This is a genomic window from Propionivibrio pelophilus DSM 12018, assembly GCF_059569095.1.
This window is the reverse complement of the sequence record NZ_JCANUT010000035.1, coordinates 13,297-30,950: the sequence shown is the minus strand read 5'-3', so window position 1 is coordinate 30,950 and position 17,654 is coordinate 13,297. Positions and strand designations below refer to the sequence as shown.

Annotated in this window: 15 protein-coding genes; 6 read left to right on the top strand and 9 right to left on the bottom strand. The window is 61.7% G+C overall.

The window, feature by feature from the left end; translation table 11 throughout:
• Positions 1-209 precede the first annotated feature (209 nt).
• Both BO74_RS13980 and garR read right to left on the bottom strand, forming a co-directional pair.
• Positions 210-1,229, bottom strand: coding sequence for a TRAP transporter substrate-binding protein (locus BO74_RS13980; RefSeq protein ID WP_496442990.1), 1,020 nt, complete (start codon positions 1,227-1,229; stop codon positions 210-212).
• Positions 1,230-1,325: 96 nt separating this feature from the next.
• A complete protein-coding gene (gene garR / locus BO74_RS13975) occupies positions 1,326-2,222 on the bottom strand; it encodes a 2-hydroxy-3-oxopropionate reductase (protein WP_496442989.1) in 897 nt (298 codons plus the stop codon).
• A gap of 662 nt (positions 2,223-2,884) precedes the next feature.
• Between garR and BO74_RS13970 the strand changes: the two genes are divergently transcribed.
• On the top strand, positions 2,885-3,310 hold the full coding sequence (locus BO74_RS13970; protein WP_496442988.1) for a hypothetical protein: 426 nt from the start codon (positions 2,885-2,887) through the stop codon (positions 3,308-3,310).
• A 79-nt stretch (positions 3,311-3,389) separates the two neighbouring features.
• On the opposite strand, the gene BO74_RS13965 is transcribed toward BO74_RS13970, so the two are convergent.
• The 4 genes from BO74_RS13965 to BO74_RS13950 form a co-directional block, all read right to left on the bottom strand.
• Positions 3,390-5,300: a sigma 54-interacting transcriptional regulator gene (locus tag BO74_RS13965; protein ID WP_496442987.1), complete on the bottom strand. Its 1,911-nt coding sequence runs from the start codon at positions 5,298-5,300 to the stop codon at positions 3,390-3,392.
• A gap of 63 nt (positions 5,301-5,363) precedes the next feature.
• Positions 5,364-6,245, bottom strand: a complete 882-nt coding sequence (locus tag BO74_RS13960; RefSeq protein ID WP_496442986.1) for an FHA domain-containing protein — start codon at positions 6,243-6,245, stop codon at positions 5,364-5,366.
• A gap of 81 nt (positions 6,246-6,326) precedes the next feature.
• Entirely contained in the window at positions 6,327-7,283 is a 957-nt protein-coding gene (gene mnmL / locus BO74_RS13955) for a tRNA modification radical SAM protein MnmL/YtqA (RefSeq protein WP_496442985.1), read from the bottom strand.
• A 75-nt stretch (positions 7,284-7,358) separates the two neighbouring features.
• A complete protein-coding gene (locus BO74_RS13950; RefSeq protein WP_496442984.1) occupies positions 7,359-8,567 on the bottom strand; it encodes a class I SAM-dependent methyltransferase in 1,209 nt (402 codons plus the stop codon).
• Between the two features lie 196 nt (positions 8,568-8,763).
• On the opposite strand from BO74_RS13950, the gene BO74_RS13945 reads away from it, so the two are divergent.
• Genes BO74_RS13945 through BO74_RS13930 form a run of 4 tightly spaced genes read left to right on the top strand, consistent with a single transcriptional unit; the run spans position 8,764 to position 12,609 of the window.
• On the top strand, positions 8,764-9,780 hold the full coding sequence (locus tag BO74_RS13945; RefSeq protein ID WP_496442983.1) for a sulfate ABC transporter substrate-binding protein: 1,017 nt from the start codon (positions 8,764-8,766) through the stop codon (positions 9,778-9,780).
• Positions 9,781-9,804: 24 nt separating this feature from the next.
• Positions 9,805-10,638 (top strand): sulfate ABC transporter permease subunit CysT, encoded by an 834-nt coding sequence (gene cysT, locus BO74_RS13940; RefSeq protein ID WP_496442982.1) that lies wholly within the window; start codon positions 9,805-9,807, stop codon positions 10,636-10,638.
• The gene (cysW, locus tag BO74_RS13935) at positions 10,635-11,510 is read left to right on the top strand and encodes a sulfate ABC transporter permease subunit CysW (protein WP_496442981.1); all 876 of its coding nucleotides are present in this window, start codon (positions 10,635-10,637) and stop codon (positions 11,508-11,510) included. The genes cysT and cysW overlap by 4 nt, the downstream gene beginning before the upstream one ends.
• Positions 11,511-11,523: 13 nt before the next feature.
• Complete coding sequence (locus BO74_RS13930; RefSeq protein WP_496442980.1) at positions 11,524-12,609, top strand: sulfate/molybdate ABC transporter ATP-binding protein; 1,086 nt, start codon at positions 11,524-11,526, stop codon at positions 12,607-12,609.
• A gap of 24 nt (positions 12,610-12,633) precedes the next feature.
• Here BO74_RS13930 and BO74_RS13925 read toward each other — a convergent pair whose 3' ends face one another.
• Genes BO74_RS13925 through BO74_RS13915 form a run of 3 tightly spaced genes read right to left on the bottom strand, consistent with a single transcriptional unit; the run spans position 12,634 to position 16,304 of the window.
• The gene (locus BO74_RS13925) at positions 12,634-13,623 is read right to left on the bottom strand and encodes a TRAP transporter substrate-binding protein (protein ID WP_496442979.1); all 990 of its coding nucleotides are present in this window, start codon (positions 13,621-13,623) and stop codon (positions 12,634-12,636) included.
• 40 nt (positions 13,624-13,663) lie between these two features.
• Positions 13,664-15,277 (bottom strand): methyl-accepting chemotaxis protein, encoded by a 1,614-nt coding sequence (locus tag BO74_RS13920; protein WP_496442978.1) that lies wholly within the window; start codon positions 15,275-15,277, stop codon positions 13,664-13,666.
• 43 nt (positions 15,278-15,320) lie between these two features.
• Positions 15,321-16,304, bottom strand: coding sequence for a TRAP transporter substrate-binding protein (locus tag BO74_RS13915; RefSeq protein WP_496442977.1), 984 nt, complete (start codon positions 16,302-16,304; stop codon positions 15,321-15,323).
• A gap of 205 nt (positions 16,305-16,509) precedes the next feature.
• Here BO74_RS13915 and BO74_RS13910 point away from each other — a divergent pair, with 205 nt between their 5' ends.
• Complete coding sequence (locus BO74_RS13910; RefSeq protein WP_496442976.1) at positions 16,510-17,592, top strand: TRAP transporter substrate-binding protein; 1,083 nt, start codon at positions 16,510-16,512, stop codon at positions 17,590-17,592.
• The last annotated feature ends 62 nt before the right edge of the window (positions 17,593-17,654 follow it).

The window sequence follows — 17,654 nt, the reverse complement described above, 5'->3', positions numbered from 1 at the left end:
CCGTTTTTTGAGTTCTATTGATTCGGCGAGGTATCGTTTGAAGTCGTCACCCCGGCGAAGGCCGGGGTCCAGTTGGCGATTTCTCGCCGATACTGGATACCGGCCTTCGCCGGTATGACGAGCTCTTTATGCTTCATCGTGCCGAAGCAACAGTTGGATACGATTGCTGGCTCGCCCCGGCGTGTGTCCGGGGTCAGGCCAGTGGCTGCTTACTTCGCGGCTGCGACGGCGGCGCGCACGCGTTCCAGGTTGGCCTTGCCCCAGCGTGCTTCGAGGTTGGAGTAGGCCGGTCCCATCTTCGCGGCAAAAGCGGCGCGGTCAGGCGTGTCGACGATGGCCGTCTTGCCGGACTTGCGGATGTCTTCCAGCATCTTGGTTTCCTGCTCCTGCTGCAGCTTGGTGTTCTTTGCGGACACCGCGGCAGCTTCTTCAAGCAGGATCTTCTGCAGCTCGGGCGAGAGCTTGTCGAGCGAACGCTTGTTGATGATCATCGTGTTGTTCTGCAGCATGTGCTTGGTCATCGACAGATGGCCCTGCACTTCGTAGAACTTGCGCGCGTAGATCGTCGGGATCGGGTTTTCCTGGCCGTCGACGAGCTTCTGCTGCAACGCGGTGTAAACCTCGCCGAAGGGGATCGGTGTCGGCGCCGCGCCCATGGCCTTGATCATTTCGACCCACACGGGCGATTCCGGCACGCGGATCTTCATCCCGGCCATGTCGTCCGGTTTGGTTACGGCCTGCTTGCCGGTGGTCAGGTTGCGCCAGCCCCAGTACCAGATCTTGGTCAGCATCTGGATGTTGTGTTTGTCCTTCAGTTCGTCGAAGATCGGCTGGAAAGCCGGTCCGCGGATAACCGATTCCGCCTGTTCCCAGTCTTTCCAGAGGAAGGGGCCGCTGGCGATCTCGAGCGCCGGCACAAGGTTGGAGAGCGCGGCCATCGACGGCGTGGTGATGTCCAGTGCGCCGGACTTGACCTGCTGGATCAGGTCGACTTCCTTGCCGAGTTGTTCGGCCGGGAACACCTTGACGACCAGTTCCCCCTTGGCGCGCTGATTGACGCGGTCGGCGAATTCCTGCTCGAGTTCGGCGGCCAGTTCGCCATTGACGTGCACGTGGCCGAAGCGCAGCGTGGTCGCCGCGCTGGCGAGTGTCGAGACGCCGGCCAGCGTGGCGAAGACGGACGCGGCCAGGGTGGAGACGAGCAACTTCTTGGTGATGGAACGACGCATGTAGAACCTCCGTGTTATAGGGATTTTTTACTTCAGGTGCGACAAACAATCGTGATGCTTGCCCGGCGCGATGAACTGACGCCGGGCCGTGTTGCTTCAACTCTTCCGCCGGACCTCGACCTTGGCCAGCTTCTCGTAATACTTGACCAGGGCGCCGTGGTCGTTCTCGCCGCAGCCGTCGATCTTCAGCGCCTGCATGATCTCCATCACGCCGGCGGTCAGCGGCAACGGTACGCCGACGTCGTGCGCGGTTTCGATGGCGTTGTTCAGATCCTTGATGTGCAGATTGATGCGGAAGCCCGGATCGAACTTGCGGTCGATGATCAGCGGCGCCTTGGCGTTCATCACCGTGCTGCCGGCCAGTCCTCCCTTGATCGCGTTGAACACCAGCTCCGGATCGACGCCGGCCTTGGTGGCCAGCGTCATCGCTTCGGACAGCGCGGCGATGTTCAGCGCGACGATGACCTGGTTGGCCAGCTTGGTGACGTTACCGGCGCCGATGTCGCCGACGCGTACGGCCGAGGCGCCGACGCATTTCAGGATCGGCAGGGCTTCCTCGAAAGCCGCCGCGTCGCCGCCGACCATGATCGACAGGGTGGCATCGATGGCTTTCGGTTCGCCGCCGCTGACCGGGGCGTCGAGCATGCGGATGCCCTTGTCGGCCAGCGCCTTGGCCACTTCCTGCGCAGCGAGCGGGGCGATCGAGCTCATGTCGACGACCAACGTACCAGGGCGGGCGCCTTCGATGACGCCGTTCGGGCCGAGGACGACGGTCTTCACCTGCGGCGAGTTGGGCAGCATGGTGATGACGATGTCGGTCACGGCGGCGACATCCTTCGGCGTGGCCGCGGACGTGGCGCCGAGCGCAACGACTTCGGCGACCGCAGCGGCGTTGATGTCGCAGACGGTCAGGTTGTAGCCGGCCTTGATGAGGTTCTTGCTCATCGGCTTGCCCATGATGCCGAGTCCGATGAATCCGATTTTCTTGCTCATTGAATGCTCCTTTCTTGTCTATCTTGTGTGCGCAAAAAAGCGGGCGGGTTGCCAGGCAACCGGCGATGTCGGACGGGGGGTGGTGTGGGGTGCGTGCATCGCCGGCTCGGTGCCGGCCGGAATGTCGCGCGAGGTGGCCCGATAGCGTCGATCTGCGAAGCAGATGTCTGGTGTTGTCCCCATGTTCCCCAACGTCTTTTGTTTGATGTTTTTCTGAAACGCGGAGACTAACGCAATATCCAGGCCAGTCCTGGAAATTTTCCCCGCTTGTTGATTCGCGGCGGATCTGTCTGTGCTGTGTGCCGGCTAAACAAGGTGTTCAGTATGTTGTTTTTTTTATGTTTCGGCGCCCGCTGGAATGACGTCCGTCTATTTCTGCGGGGGGCTCTTGGCGTATCGCCGCCGTCCCGTTGTTACGCGGTGTTTGGGTTGGTCAGTTTCGTTATGAATCACAGAGTTTCGTTATGAAACAATCGTTCCAGTCCGGATGTGGAAACGGGTTTCTCCACGCGTACGAACTGAACTACGGAATCGTAATGATTTCAGATCGTCAAATGTCTATTATCAAACAAGGCAATTCGCCTTCTTTTGTGGTTCCCTCATTGTCGAGGGGGCGTGTCTCCAGCGACTTTCTCTGAGGCATTTCATACGTGAGGTTTCTCATGAAAAACATCATTCCACGCTTCGCGGTTGTTGCCGCGATCTGCCTGCCGTTATTCGTTTCCTGTGGCAAGGAGGCGCCTGAGGTGTCTCCGCCCTCAGCCGCAGAATCGGCGGCGAAAGAAGCGGGCGAAGCAATCAAGGCTGCCGGTGAGGCGAGCAAGGACGCCGCAGTGAAGAGCGGCGAGGCTGTTGTCGAAGTTGGTAAAGAGGCGGCGGCGAAGGCTGGTGAGGTGGCGAGTTCGGCGGTTGACAAGACGAAAGAGGCGGCGGCGAAGGCGGGTGAAGTTGCCGGTGCGGTGGTTGACAAGGCCAAGGAAACGGCTGAAGAAGCCAAGGAAGCGGCCGGAAAGGCGGCCGCAGAAGCGAAGGTGATTGCCGAAGAGGCCGCGAAGAAGGCCAAGGAGGCCACTTCTCCAGCGAAATGAATGCCCGGAAAGGGGCGTTGCCCCGGCTCCTCGGAGCGCAGGGCTTGGATGATCCGGGTTGGCGGGATGCCGCCGTCGATCAGCTTCCGTTCGCCCGGATCTCGCGGATTTTCCGCCACAACGTGGTTCGGCCGATGCCGAGGATGGCGCTTGCTTCCTTGATCGACCCCCGCGTCTTGCGGAACACGTGGCTGATGTATTCGCTTTCCATGTCCTTCAGCGTCAGGCCGTCGGGGAAGGGCGTGGCCGAGCCATCGTTGTCTGCCGACGTTGCGGGGTGTGGCAGGGCATTCAGGTCGTCGATCCCGATGCTCCGGCCTTCGCAGATAACCACCGCGCGCTCGATCATCCCGCGCAATTCACGCACGTTGCCGCGGAATTCGTAACGGCGAAGGAAATCGAGGGCCTCTGGGCTGAGGCTCATGCGCCCCTTGCGGTAGCGTTGGCCGAATTCCTCGACGAAGTGCGTGCTCAGCAGCTCGATGTCGTCGGCACGCTCGTTCAGTGGCGGGATGTAGAGGTTGAGGATGGCGATGCGGAAATAAAGGTCGCCGCGGAACTGGTTCTGGTTGACCAGGCTGCGCAGATCCCGGTTGGTCGCGCAGACGATCCGCACGTCGACCGGGATCAGCTTGTTGTCGCCGAGGCGCATCACCTGCCTTTCCTGCAGGACGCGCAACAGCCGCCCCTGCAGCAGGATCGGCAGTTCGCTGATCTCGTCCAGGAAAATCGTGCCGCCGTGCGCCATCTCGAACAGGCCGGGTTTGCCCTTGCGCGTGGCGCCGGTGAAGGAGCCCTCGACGTAGCCGAACAGTTCGCTCTCGATCAGCGTTTCCGGCAGCGCGGCGCAGTTGATCGCCACGAACGGCGAGTTCTTGCGCTGGCTGCTGTTGTGGATGCCTTGGGCGAACAGCTCCTTGCCGACGCCTGATGGTCCGCAGATCAGCACCGAGGTGTCGTAGTCGGCGAACTTGGCGGCGTTGCGGATGCACTCGGCAACCGTATGGCTACGGTGCACGATGTCGGCGAAGGTGTATTGGGCGATGAATCCTTTTTCCGAGAGCCGGATACGGATCTTCTGCTCCAGCTTCTGGACTTCGGTGATGTCCTGGTAGGTGGCCACCGCGCCGCGAATCTCGCCGTCGACGATGACCGGCACGCGGTTGGTGGCGACGACAGTCTGGTTGTCCAGCCACTGGATGTCGCCGATGACCTGCTTCTCCGTGTCGAGAATGCCGAGCAGGCGGGTCTCCGGGATGATCTCGTTGATCCGCTTGCCCAGCGCGTCATGCTTGCTGAAACCGGTCAGCTTTTCGGACGCGCTGTTGAATACTGTAATGCGCCCTAGCGTGTCGATGGCGACGATCCCGTCGTGGACGAAGTCGATGATCGTGGCGAACTGTTGCGCCTTTTCTTTCTGCTCACGGGATGCAAGCAGTATTTCTTCGGCCTGCTGGATGGCCGTCAGCATGGCCTGGCTGCCGGAATGGACGAGGAAGACCTTGCAGTTCGGCTTGTCGATGGCGGCCTTGACGTTATTGTCACCGACGAAGGTGCGCACCCCTTGCCGGATCTGCCGTTCGACCTCGTGCGCGATGCCTTCCTTGTCGACGGTCTGGACGCACTCGGCCCGCAGATCCATCACTTCGGCAATGATCTCCGCGCCATAGATGACGTTGCGGTGGCCAATGACGCTGATCGGGCCGCGTTCTCCGGATTGCTTGACCTCCTTGAAGATCTCGATCAGGTCGAAGGCCGTGACCTTGACCTCGACGACCGGGATGTCGAACGCCGCCTTGATCATTTCGTAAAAACCGCCGCGGGAGATGGCCACCTTGGCGCCCAGGTCGATGGCTGCGCGCATCGTTTCGAGGACGTTTTCCGGGTCGGCTTCGAGGATGTCGACGTTGGCGAAGCCGAATTCGGCGATGACGTGGCGGGTAATGTCCGCCATCGAACTGAATGGCACGACAACAACGATTTCCTTCATCCATTCTTCTCCGGGGAGGCGCCGTTCGCGCCGTGGCGGGGGCTCAGAGGGGGGGCGTGTCGGTCAGGATACTTCGAAGCGTATGCCGCCGCGTCGCTCTCCCTTGAACGGCCGGCCCAGGAATAACAGGCCGCGTCCGGTGAGCATCATGCTGCCTCTGTTCAGTACCTGCTCCGTGCCGTTGTCCGGAATGACGATGGTGCCGTTGGTGCTGAGGTCGTTCAGTACGATTCCCTTCAGGGTTCTCTCGATCCGGCAGTGATGGCGCGAGACGTGGATTTCCTTGAGAACGAGGTCGCTTTGCGGGTCACGGCCGATGGTGGCCACCGGGTGGTGTTCCGAGATCTCGAGTGTTTTCAGGCCGAATTGCAACGTCAGGTACGGAGGCGTCGGCAGCGAATGCATCGACGTCGGCCAGAACGATTCGCCGCCGTAGGCGCCGGACGGGAGCTCGCGGCGCCAGTCGATCGTATGGGCGGCCAGTCCGGCCACCGTTTCTCCGAGAAGCCGCGCCAGCTTGTTCAGTTCCTGGTTCAGTCCGTCGAACATTGCCTGCGAGATCAGGATGCCGTCGTCGACGTGCGCGAGCTGGGCCGCGAGTTCGCCGGTGTCGTCGGCCGGATCCTTCGAGCGTTGCTTGAGCACGCCTTGGTGGATGCCGATGCTCAGGGTGATTTTCTGGCGCGACGCCTGCGGCAGTACAGCGCAGCGGTGCTGCATTTCGCAGGCGCCGAGCAGGGCACTGTCCGCGGTCTCGAAAGTGACGCGCATCCCGTCGTCGAAACGCAGGTCGATTCTTCCACGATAGGCGGCAGCGACGCGTTCTATGCGGTTGAGCCGCCGTTCGATCGGATGTCCGGCCTTGGCGTCGTCGAATGCTTCGTCATCGGCGCCTGTACGCCTGACCGTCGCGTGGAGAACGAACTTGCTGCGTGATTTGGGCATGGCGGCAGATTATGTCGCGTTATTCCGGGGGAACTTCTGTCTGCTTGAATGGTAGCACCCGCTGGGCGTGCGCGCGACATGTTATGCGCTCGTGCAAAGGCGTCCCTGCCAGGTTTCACGCGCTCGCAGGCGGGTTTCGAGCATTTCCGGGAAGCGGGAAAGGCGGATGCCCCAGTCCGGGGACACGCGCTGCGCGGGTGGAACCTCGCTGCCCAGGCGCTGGATCTTGATGTTTCCCGGCAGGTGTTCGAGGACGTCGACGACCGTGTCGATATAGGCTTCCGGGCTCAGCAGCGGTACGCTGGCCGGATCGGCACGATACTGATTGGCCAGACGCGTGCCGCGGATGATCTGCAGCTGGTGGAACTTCAGGGCATCGACCGGCAATTGCGCCAAGGCGCGGGCGCCGTCGATCAGGCTTTCCTGCGTTTCGAGCGGCAGGCCGAGCAGCAGGTGGCCGGTGATGAACAGGCCGCGTTGGGCGGCGCGCCAGATGGCGTCTTGCGTGCAGGCGAAGTCATGGCCGCGCAGGCATTCGCGCAGGACGACGTCGGAGCAGGATTCGATGCCGATTTCAAGTTCGACCAGCGTGTGCCGGGACAGCGCAGCGAGGTAGTCGAGCGTTTCGTCCGGCAGACAGTCAGGGCGGGTGCCGATGACCAGCCCGGAAATGTCGGGGTGCGCCAGCGCGGTTTCATAGAGCCCCTGCAGACGCGCGAGTTCGCCGTAGGTGTTTGAGTAGCTCTGGAAATAGGCGAGAAAACGTTGCGTCTGCGGATAGCGCCGGCGCATGAAGGCGATGCCGGTGTCGATCTGTCTGCCGATGTCCCGCTGCTCGCGCAGGTAGCTGGGGGTGAAGCCGTCGTTGTTGCAGAAGGAGCAACCGCCGACCCCGAGCTTGCCGTCGCGGTTGGGGCAGGTGAACCCGGCGTCGATCGAGACTTTCTGCAGCCGGCCGCCGTGTTCGCGCTTTACCCACTCGTTGTAGGCGTGGTAGCGGCGTCCGTGAAAAAGTTCGGTGAGTTCGGCTGGAGGCATGTCGGAAGCAGGCAACAATGTGGGTAAAACGGGGCGGATTATCCCGCACTTCGCTGCGCTCTGACTGCCGGATGCTCAGGAGGTTTCCCGGTACATGTAATCGCGTGTGAGCGGCAGGCGGCCGACGTCGGGGCGATCGGCCCTGACCGCGAGGATCTGGTAGATCGAGGTCCAGGCATGGTCGAAGGCGTAGGCGCAGCCGGCGAGGTACATGCGCCAGATGCGGTAGCGCCGCTCGTCAACCAGCGTGCGGATCTTCTCCGAGGCCTGCTCGTAGCGTTGCGCCCAGTGCTTCAGTGTCAGCGCGTAATGCCGGCGCAGCCCTTCCACATCGGTTGCTTCCAGTCCGGCGGCGCTCATCTCGCGGAGCGCGAGGCTGATGTGTGGTAATTCGCCGTGCGGAAAAACGTAGCGGTCGATGAAGTCCCCTCCGCCCCAGGCGACCTGGCCGGACTCAGGGTCGGTGGAGGTGATGCCGTGGTTGAGCACGATGCCGTCGTCGGTGAGCAGGCTGCGGATCTTGGCAAAATAGCCGGGCAGGTTCTTCAGGCCGACGTGTTCGAACATGCCGATGCTGGTGATGCGGTCGAATTTGCCGCTCATGTCGCGATAGTCGGCGAGGTGTACTTCGCAGCGGTCGGCAAGACCGGCGGCGGCGATGCGCTCCTGTGCCAGTTCGCACTGCTGGCGGGAGAGCGTGATGCCAGTGGCGCGCACACCGTATTTTTGCGCGGCACGCATGATTAGCGCTCCCCAGCCACAGCCGATATCGAGCAGGTGCTGCCCCGGTTGCAGGCGGATCTTGGTCAGCACATGGTCGAGCTTTTGTAGTTGGGCCTGTTCCAGGCTGTCGTCGAAACCTTTGAAATAGGCGCAGGAATAGACCATGTTCTCGTCGAGCCAGGCGCGGTAAAAGTCGTTCGAGACATCGTAGTGGTAGGCGATGGCATCGGCGTCGAGTTTCTTCGTGTGGTTGATCGTATGCACGATCCGTCCGAAGCGTCCGGCCGGTTTGACGGCGTGACGGGCGAGGCCGGCGGCGACGTCGAATACGTCCCCGAGTTCGCCTTCGACGTCGAGATGCCCCTCGACGTAGGCGCTGCCGAGCGCGTCCAGGCTGGGGTGGACGAGTTGGCGCAGTCCTGCGGGTGTTCTGGCGTGAATCATCACTTTGATCGATCGGCCCAGATCGAACCGTTGTCCGTTCCACAAGGCGATGCGGACGGGGATGTCGTGAAGACTCAGGCGGGCGGCGAGATTTTCGAGACGCAATTGCCAGAACATCGGATAGGCCTCCCCGGACAAAACGAACGCGCTATTGATAACGATAGACAAGCGATCGTGCTGTTTCTACCCGTAAGGGCTTCTCGTATATAACAATTATGAATAAATAAATAAATAACTAGACTTTGTGGTTCTAAATAATCTCCTTATAGTCTGGCCCATCGCAGTTATTTATGAACTTTGGAAGGAGATAGCCATGTTTGTAACGCTTCGCAAACTGTATTCCGCTTTGGTCGTGGCCGGCGTGGTCGTCGTCGTCGGCTCAGCGCCGGCTGTCGCGCAGACCAGCCTGCTCAACGTGTCCTACGACGTCGCCCGTGACTTCTACAAGGACTACAACCCGCTGTTCCAGAAGCACTGGAAGGAAAAGAGTGGCGAGACCATCGAACTGAAGCAGTCGCATGCCGGCTCGAGCAAGCAGGTGCGCGCCGTCGCCGACGGGCTGGAAGCAGACGTGGTCACCATGAACCAGGCGTCCGACGTCGATTTCCTGGCCGAGAAGGGGCTGGTGGTCAAGGAGTACGCGAAGAAGTTTTCGACTAATGCCTCGCCTTACACCTCGACGATGGTCTTCATCGTGCGCAAAGGAAATCCGAAGGGGCTGAAGGACTGGTCGGATCTCGTGCAGTCTGGCGTGCAGGTGATCCTGCCGCACCCGAAGAACACCGGCAACGGCCGCTACTCCTATCTCGCGGCGTGGGGTTACGCGCTCAAGCAACCCGGCGGCAACGACAAGAGCGCGCAGGAATTCGTCGGCAAGCTGCTGAAAAACGCGCCGCTGTTCGCTTCCGGCGGGCGTGACGCGACGACGACCTTCATGCAGCGCAAGATCGGCGACGTGCTCGTGTCCTTCGAATCCGAAGCCGAGCTGATCGCCAAGGAGTTTGGCAAGGGCGGATTCGACGTGGTCCATCCGTCGCTGTCGATCCTCACCGAGTTTCCGGTGGCCATCGTCGAGCGGACGGTCGACAAGAAAGGCACGCGCAAGCAGGCGCAGGCGTACCTCGACTACCTGTGGTCGAAGGAAGGGCAGGAGAATGCAGCGCAGAACTACCTCCGCCCGCGCGACCCCGAGGTGCTGAAGAAATACGCAGCGCAATTTCCGGCGATCAACACCTTCACGGTGGACGAGGTGTTCGGTGGCTGGAGCAAGGCCTTCCCGGCCCACTTCAAGGATGGCGGTTCGTTTGACCAGATCTACCAGTCCAAGTAAGCGGACAGTTCGGAGAGACCGACCATGAAACGCGTGCTTCCCGGCTTCGGCCTCTCGCTAGGCTTTACGCTGGTCTATCTGTCGCTGCTGATCCTGCTGCCGTTGTCCGGACTGGCCTTCAAGGCCAGCTCGCTGAGCTTCGAGCAGTTCTGGAACGTGGCGACCGGCGAACGGGCGCTGGCTGCCTACCGGGTGACCTTCGGCGCGTCGCTGGTGGCCGCACTGATCAACGCGTTCTTCGGTCTGATCGTGGCCTGGGTGCTGGTTCGCTACCCGTTCCCGGGCAAGCGACTGGTCGATTCGCTGGTCGACCTGCCGTTCGCCCTGCCCACGGCGGTGGCCGGCATCACGCTGGCGACGCTGTACGCGGGCAACGGCTGGATCGGGCGCTTCCTCGAGCCGCTCGGGTTGCAGATCGCTTTCACTCCGCTCGGTATCGTCGTCGCGCTGACCTTCATCGGCCTGCCGTTCGTCGTGCGTACCTTGCAGCCGGTGATCGAGGACATCGAACCGGAGATCGAAGAGGCCGCCGCGACGCTCGGCGCCTCGCGCCTGCAGACCTTCTGGCGGGTGTTGCTGCCGGGCATCTTTCCGGCTCTGCTGACCGGCTTCACCCTGGCCTTTTCCCGTGCCGTCGGTGAGTACGGCTCGGTCATCTTCATTGCCGGCAACATGCCGCTGATCTCGGAAATCACGCCGCTCTTGATCATCTCGAAGCTGGAGCAGTACGACGTGGTCGGGGCGACCGCGCTGGCCTCGGTGATGCTGATAATTTCCTTTGTCCTTCTGCTGGCGGTCAATGGATTGCAGTGGTGGGCGGCTAACCGCCACCACGGAAAGGAAAGGGTGAGCCTGTGAGCGGGACGATCGTGCGCCGGGCCAACGCCGAGCCGCGCTGGTTGCGCGTGACGCTGACGGTTCTCGGTCTGGGTTTCCTGTTCTTCTTTTTGGCCTTGCCGCTGGTGTCGGTATTCGCCGAGGCGTTGTCGGGCGGCTGGGGTGCCTACCGCGAAGCGCTGAGTCATCCCGAGGCCTTGTCAGCGATCGGGCTGACCCTCTTCATCGCGGTCATCGTTCTGCCGTTCAACATAGCGGTGGGGGTTGCCGCGGCGTGGGCGATCGCCAAGTTCGACTTTCGCGGCAAGAGTCTGCTGATCACGCTGATCGACCTGCCGTTCGCAGTGTCGCCGGTGGTCGTCGGCCTGGTCTTCCTGCTGATCTTCGGCGCGCAGGGCGTGTTCGGCCCGTGGCTGTCCGCGCACGATATCAAGATCGTCTTCGCCTTGCCGGGGATGATCATCGTGACGCTGTTCATCACCTTCCCGTTCGTCGCCCGTGAATTGATCCCGCTGATGCAGGCGCAGGGCAAGGACGAGGAGGAGGCCGCCGTGTCGCTGGGCGCGTCGGGTTGGCAGATGTTCTTTCGCGTCACCCTGCCGAACATCAAGTGGGGCTTGCTCTACGGGGTGATCCTGGCGAACGCCCGGGCGATGGGCGAGTTCGGTGCGGTGTCGGTGGTTTCCGGGCACATCCGTGGCGAGACGAACACGCTGCCGCTTTACGTGGAGATTGTTTACAACGAGTACAACGCGATCGGCGCCTTTGCCGCTGCGTCGGTCCTCGCCCTGCTGGCGCTGGTGACGCTGGTGGCCAAGACACTGGTCGAATGGAAGATGCGCCAGGAAACAGAAATGCTGGACACGGCGCTGCCGCCGGAAAAAACGGAGTAAATGGAGCAAGGACATGAGCATAGAAATCAACGGCGTTGGCAAGCGCTTCGGCAATTTCGTCGCGCTCGACGACATCAATCTGACCATCCCGACCGGTGAACTGGTCGCCCTGCTGGGCCCCTCGGGCTGCGGCAAGACGACGTTGCTGCGAATCATCGCCGGCATGGAAACGGCGGATGCCGGCCACGTGAGCTTCGGCGGCGAGGAGGCGACGCACCTGCACGCCCGCGACCGCGGGGTCGGCTTCGTCTTCCAGCACTACGCGCTGTTCCGGCACATGTCGGTGTTCGAGAATGTGGCCTTCGGCCTGCGCGTCAAGCCGAAGCACGAGCGGCCGCCGGAGGCAGAAATCCGCCGCCGCGTGCTTGATCTGCTCAAGCTCGTCCAACTCGACTGGCTGGCCGACCGCTATCCGTCGCAGCTCTCCGGCGGGCAGCGGCAGCGCATTGCGCTGGCCCGTGCCCTGGCCGTCGAGCCGAAAGTCCTTTTGCTCGACGAGCCGTTCGGCGCGCTCGACACCAAGGTGCGCAAGGAGTTGCGCCGCTGGCTGCGCCGGCTGCACGACGAAATGCACATTTCCAGCGTCTTCGTCACGCACGACCAGGAGGAAGCACTGGAAGTGGCCGACCGGGTGGTGGTGATGAACCACGGCAAGATCGAGCAGATCGGCACGCCCGACGACGTGTATTCAAACCCCGCCTCGCCGTTCGTCTACCAGTTTCTCGGCAACGTGAACGTCTTCCACAGCCGCTTGCACGGCGCGTGGGCGGAAGTCGGCCGCGAGTCAGTGGAGTTGGCGGAGTCGTCGTCGGGCGAGCGCGGCCAGGCGCTGGCCTTTGTGCGTCCGCACGATATCGACATCGAACATGCGCCGATGAGCGGCGGCATCGAGGCGACGGTACAGGAAGTGCACGCGATCGGGCCGATGGTGCGGGTCGAACTGGCGCATGCCTCGGAACTCGTCGAGGCGGAGCTGACGCGCGAGCGGGCGAATGCGCTGAACCTGGCGCGCGGGCAGCAGGTTTGGCTGAAGCCGAGGCAGGTGAAGGTGTTCAACGTGCCGGCCGTGCCGCTGGAAGAAGGGGGCTCCGGCATCTGACGGAGCCCGGGAAAAACGCCGTGCTCAGTTCGCCGCGGCGCGCAGTTTCTTGACGAAATCGCCGAAAGGCTTCAGTTCCCAGCTATCCCAGACCTTCCGGGTCGCCGCCTTGAAGGCGGCCTGGTCGGCCTTGACCACCTGCACCGATGGCATCTTTTCGTACTCGGCCAGCAGTCTGGCGTCCGAATCGGCCATCAGCTTGCGCTGAAAGGCAGTCGCCTCGCCGGCGGCCTCCTTGAGCAGCTTGCGCTGGTCGGAGGAGAGTTGTTCCCAGCTCTTGCGGCTCATCAGGAACGGCGCCACGCTGTAGTTGTGGTTGGTGATCGAGATGTATTTCTGCACTTCATGCAGCTTGGCCGAATGGATGTTGGCCAGCGGGTTGTCCTGGCCGTCGACGAAACCACTCTTCAGCGCCTCGTAAACGTTGCTGAAGTTCATCGGCGCCGGCATCGCGCCCAGGGCCGTCATGATGTCCATGATCGACTTGTCGGGCGTCGTGCGGATTTTCAGTCCCTTGAGATCGTCGGGCTTGGTGATCGGCCGCTTGTTGTTGGTGATCTGCCGGATCCCGTTGTCCATCCAGCCGAGCAGGATCAGATCCTTGGCGTGCAGTTTCTCCGCCAGGTCTTCCCCCACGGGGCCGTCGAGTACTTCCCATGCCTTGGCCGAGGTAGAAAAAGCGTAGGGCAGTCCGAGCGCCGAGAGCGCAGGAACCATGGTGGCCACGGTGCCCTGCGAGTTCACGCCCAGGTCGAGCGTTCCACGTGCCATCGCCGTCACCATCGCCAGGTCGTCGCCCAGCTGGGCCGCTCCGTTGATCGTGATCGTGATCTGTCCGGCGCTTTTCTCCTTCACGATTTCGGCGAACTTTGCGGCCGCTTGCGATTTGGGGTTGTTCGGTGAATTGCCGTGGCCGAGGACCAGATTGGTTGTGGCCTGCGCCGATACGGCGCAGCAGAGCGCGCCGAGCGCAATCAGCAGCGGAGCTGTGGCCTTGGGGTACGACTGCTTCATCACATTCCTTCTATGAAACGTAAGATATTTCTTGCTGCGGTCAGAGCCGGAAGCGCGCAACGCTGGACTTGAGCGTGCCGGAGAGTTCGACCAGATGCTGCGCCGTAGTCGACACCGAGTCCACCGCGGCCGAGTTTTCCTCGGACATCTGGGCGATCGACTCGACGTTGCGGGCGAGGTCGACGGAACTGGTTTTCTGCTCGCGCAACGCGTCGGAAATGCTTTCGATCGCATGGCGCACGGTTTCCGCCGAGGTGCGAATCGTCTCCATCGACAGGCTGGCGCTTTTCGCCACGTTGACGACTTCGCCGACAACCTCGCGGCTCGACTGCATGCTGTCGACTGCGGCCGTCGCGCCTCTCTGGATGTTGGCAATGACGTCGCTGATCTCGTGCACGGAGACGGTCGTCCGCTCGGCGAGCTTGCGCACCTCGTCGGCGACGACCGCGAAGCCGCGGCCTTGTTCGCCGGCACGGGCGGCCTCGATGGCCGCATTGAGCGCGAGCAGGTTGGTTTGGTCGGCGACCTCGCGAATGACTACAGCGATGCTGCCGATCTGCTGCACCTGCGCGGATAGTTCCTGCATCTGCGTTGCGGTGTGTTCCACCCTCTCCGCGACCTCGGAAATCCTGGATGCCGCCGTGTCGACGCTCTGCCCGCTTTCGATGGCACTCTCACCCGCTTCCGTGGCGCGCTGGCTGGCTTCAGTCGCGCTGCTGCCAATGTGGTCGATGCTCACCGTCATCTCTTCGACGGCGGCAGCGGCCGAGGCGGTCGAGGCGGTTTGCGCCTCGGTGCTGGTTGCCACCTGACCGGCCGAGGTCGACAGCATGTTGGCGGAGGACGACACGCTGTCGGCGTTGCTGGTGACCTCGCCGATGATCCTGGCCAGTTCGGCGCGCATCGTTTCCAGCGACTGCAGGAGGCGACCGATTTCGTCGCGGGATGATTTGGTCAGCTGGGTCGACGCCGTCAGGTCGCCGGCGGCAATGCGCGCGGCGAGGTTGTTGGCGACCGCGATGCGCGACGTCAGGCTGCGTAGCGTGATGAATCCGGCTGTTGCAAGGATTACCAATGCCGCGAGGAGGACTGCGCCGGCAATGATGTTCGAGGTGTGCTTGGCGGCCAGCGCTTTGGCCGCCGCCTTTTCGCCAAGTTCGTCGTTGTAGTGGATATGGTCGGCGAAAAGTTTGGTTAGCTTGTCGCCGATGACCTTGGCCTTCTCCATTTCCTTGAGCGCCCTTTCCGTCTCGTAGTTGCGCGATTCGGAAATGATTGCGGCGATTGCGTCCCTGTACTCGCCGAAGGCCGTCTTCTGCGCTTCGACAAAGCGTCGGTCTTCATCGTCGGTGATCAGGGCTTCATAGTTCTTGATGCTCTTGTCTACTTCCGCGACCTCCCCTTCGAGCGCCTTTTCCGTGGCGGTCTTCTGTGCAGGATCCAGTGCGACGAGGTGGTAAAGGACCTGGATGCGGATCTGCAGGAAGGCACTGATCGTCTTGTTGATGGCTTCCAGGCTCGGTACGGTGTTTTCGTTGGCGTAGTTGGCCGCCTTGAAGACCTTCTCGGTCTGCAGGTAGCTGACGCCTGCCAGGATGAGCAGGCTGGCGAGCGCAGTGGCGATCAGGGCGATCAGGCGTTGGGCGATGGTCATGGGGCGACTCTCCTGGTGAGGTGTTCCGGCACGTTGCCGCGAATCAATTCGAAGCGGCGCGCAGTTTCTTGACGAAGGCGCCGAAAGGCTTCAGCTCCCAGTTGTCCCAGACTTTTTGCGTCGCGGCCTTGAAGGCCGGGACGTCGGCCTCATTGATCTGAACCGAGCCCATCTTCTTGTACTCGGCAAGTAGACGGCTGTCGGATTCGGCCATCAGCTTGCGTTGCAGCTTGGCGGCTTCTTGTGCAGCGTCCTTGATCAGCGAGCGCTCATCAGACGACAGCCGTTTCCAGGTCGCCAGACTGACGAAGAACGGGGTGGCCTCGAACTTGTGGTTGGTGATTGAAATGTATTTTTGCACCTCGTGCAGCTTGGCCGAGTAAATGTTGGCCAGCGGATTCTCCTGCCCGTCGACGAAGCCTTGTTGCAGTGCCACGTACAGGTCCCCGAAATTGATCGGTACCGGCGTCCCCTCGAGCGCGCGCACCAGGTCCATGGTCGACTTGTCGGCCGTGGTTCGCAGTCGCAGGCCGCGAACGTCCTCCGGTTTCCTGATCGGACGTTTGTTGTTGCTCATCTGGCGAATGCCGTTGTCCATCCAGGCGACCAGCACCATGCCCTTGGCTTCGAATTTTTTTGCCAATTCCTCGCCGATCGCTCCGTCGAGAGCCTCAAGCGCCTTGGCCGAGCTCGAAAACGCGTAGGGAAGTCCCAGTGCAGCGAGTTCGGGAACAAGCAATCCGGCAGGCCCCTGCGAGTTGATGCTCATGTCGAGCTTGCCGGTGGATAGCGACGAGAGCATGGCCACTTCGTCACCGTGCTGAGTCGGACCACCGATTTCCACGGAAAGTTTTCCCCCGCTCTTTGCCTTGACGAGCTCTGCGAACTTCAGTGCAGCTTCCGATCGCGGGTTGCCCGGCGCCGCTCCGTGTGCAAGGGCCAGCTTGGTTTGTGCCTGCGAAATATTCAGCAGGCTGGCTAGGCAGATGGCATAGGTGGCGGCGATGCGCATGATGCGATGGTTCATTTCATGGTCCCTCTGTGCTGATGTCGTTGTTTTATCCGACCGCGAGTATCCGATATCCATGAGCTGAAGTTCAAGTGCGTAGCAAGGAAATGCTGCGCAGCGCGGCCTCCCGGAAGCGAGAAAAAGCCCGATTGGCCAAAGCAGCTTTGGCTATAATCCATCGGTTGTCTGAAGATCGGTTCATAACTCACGGAGAGAACAACTCATGGAAAGACGTTCCTTTTTGAAAAAAGCGGGGGTCGGTCTCGCCGCGGGGGCTGTTGCCGCCCCGGCGATCGCGCAGAACGCACCGACGATCAAGTGGCGGATTGCTTCGAGCTTCCCGAAGAGCCTGGATACGCTGCACGGATCGGCCGAATTCCTCGTCAAGCGGGTCAACGAAATGTCTGGTGGCAAGTTCCAGATCCAGTTGTTCGCTGCCGGCGAAATCGTGCCGCCGGCCGGGGTGCATGATGCGGTCAAGGACAATACGGTCGAGATGGGCTTCACCTGCTCGTATTACTACTTCGGCAAGGATCCCACGTACTGCATCGATACGGCCATCCCGTTCGGAATGAACGCCCGCCAGATCAAGGCCTGGTATCGGCAAGGCAATGGCGCCAAACTGATGGCCGAGTTGTTCGCCAAGTCGAACATCGTCTCCTTCCCGTCGGGTAATACCGGGGTGCAGATGGGCGGCTGGTATCGCAAGGAAATCAAGTCGGTCAAAGACCTCAATGGTCTGAAGATGCGCGTTGCCGGTCTCGCCGGCGCCGTGCTGGCCAAGGTCGGCGTCGTGCCGCAGCAGATCGCCGGTCCGGATATCTACCCCGCGCTGGAAAAAGGAACGATCGATGCCGTCGAGTGGGTCGGCCCGTACGATGACCAGAAACTCGGTTTCAACAAGGTGGCCAAGTACTATTACTATCCGGCCTGGTGGGAAGGTGGTCCGCAGATCTCGACCTACATCAACGCGCAGAAGTGGGCCGAATTGCCGAAGGAATACCAGGCGATCATCGAGGCCGCCTGCGCCGAAACCGATACCGAGATGTGCGCTCGCTACGACACCAAGAACCCCGTGGCGTTGAAGCAGCTGATCGGTTCGGGCACGCAGTTGCGCCCGTTCCCGAAGGATGTGATGGAAGCCAGCTACAAGGCCGCCATGGAGTACTACGCGGAAACGTCTGCCAGCAACCCGCTGTTCAAGAAAATCTACGACGACTACAAGAAGTTCCTGGATGAGCAGAATTCCTGGTACCGGGTCTGCGAAGGCTCGTACGCCAACTTCATGTTCAGCCGGAAAACCTGAGGCGGATAGGCGTAACAAAAAACGGGAGCCTCGGCTCCCGTTTTGTTGTGCAGGTGACCTCG

Excerpts from the sequence above, each read along its gene's own strand:
- BO74_RS13920 (WP_496442978.1), bottom strand. The coding sequence starts at position 15,277 with ATGACCATCGCCCAACGCCTGATCGCCCTGATCGCCACTGCGCTCGCC.
- BO74_RS13960 (WP_496442986.1), bottom strand. The coding sequence starts at position 6,245 with ATGCCCAAATCACGCAGCAAGTTCGTTCTCCACGCGACGGTCAGGCGT.
- BO74_RS13980 (WP_496442990.1), bottom strand. The coding sequence starts at position 1,229 with ATGCGTCGTTCCATCACCAAGAAGTTGCTCGTCTCCACCCTGGCCGCG.
- BO74_RS13970 (WP_496442988.1), top strand. The coding sequence starts at position 2,885 with ATGAAAAACATCATTCCACGCTTCGCGGTTGTTGCCGCGATCTGCCTG.
- BO74_RS13950 (WP_496442984.1), bottom strand. The coding sequence starts at position 8,567 with ATGTTCTGGCAATTGCGTCTCGAAAATCTCGCCGCCCGCCTGAGTCTT.
- BO74_RS13925 (WP_496442979.1), bottom strand. The coding sequence starts at position 13,623 with ATGAAGCAGTCGTACCCCAAGGCCACAGCTCCGCTGCTGATTGCGCTC.
- BO74_RS13945 (WP_496442983.1), top strand. The coding sequence starts at position 8,764 with ATGTTTGTAACGCTTCGCAAACTGTATTCCGCTTTGGTCGTGGCCGGC.
- BO74_RS13910 (WP_496442976.1), top strand. The coding sequence starts at position 16,510 with ATGGAAAGACGTTCCTTTTTGAAAAAAGCGGGGGTCGGTCTCGCCGCG.
- mnmL (WP_496442985.1), bottom strand. The coding sequence starts at position 7,283 with ATGCCTCCAGCCGAACTCACCGAACTTTTTCACGGACGCCGCTACCAC.
- garR (WP_496442989.1), bottom strand. The coding sequence starts at position 2,222 with ATGAGCAAGAAAATCGGATTCATCGGACTCGGCATCATGGGCAAGCCG.
- BO74_RS13965 (WP_496442987.1), bottom strand. The coding sequence starts at position 5,300 with ATGAAGGAAATCGTTGTTGTCGTGCCATTCAGTTCGATGGCGGACATT.
- cysT (WP_496442982.1), top strand. The coding sequence starts at position 9,805 with ATGAAACGCGTGCTTCCCGGCTTCGGCCTCTCGCTAGGCTTTACGCTG.
- BO74_RS13915 (WP_496442977.1), bottom strand. The coding sequence starts at position 16,304 with ATGAACCATCGCATCATGCGCATCGCCGCCACCTATGCCATCTGCCTA.
- BO74_RS13930 (WP_496442980.1), top strand. The coding sequence starts at position 11,524 with ATGAGCATAGAAATCAACGGCGTTGGCAAGCGCTTCGGCAATTTCGTC.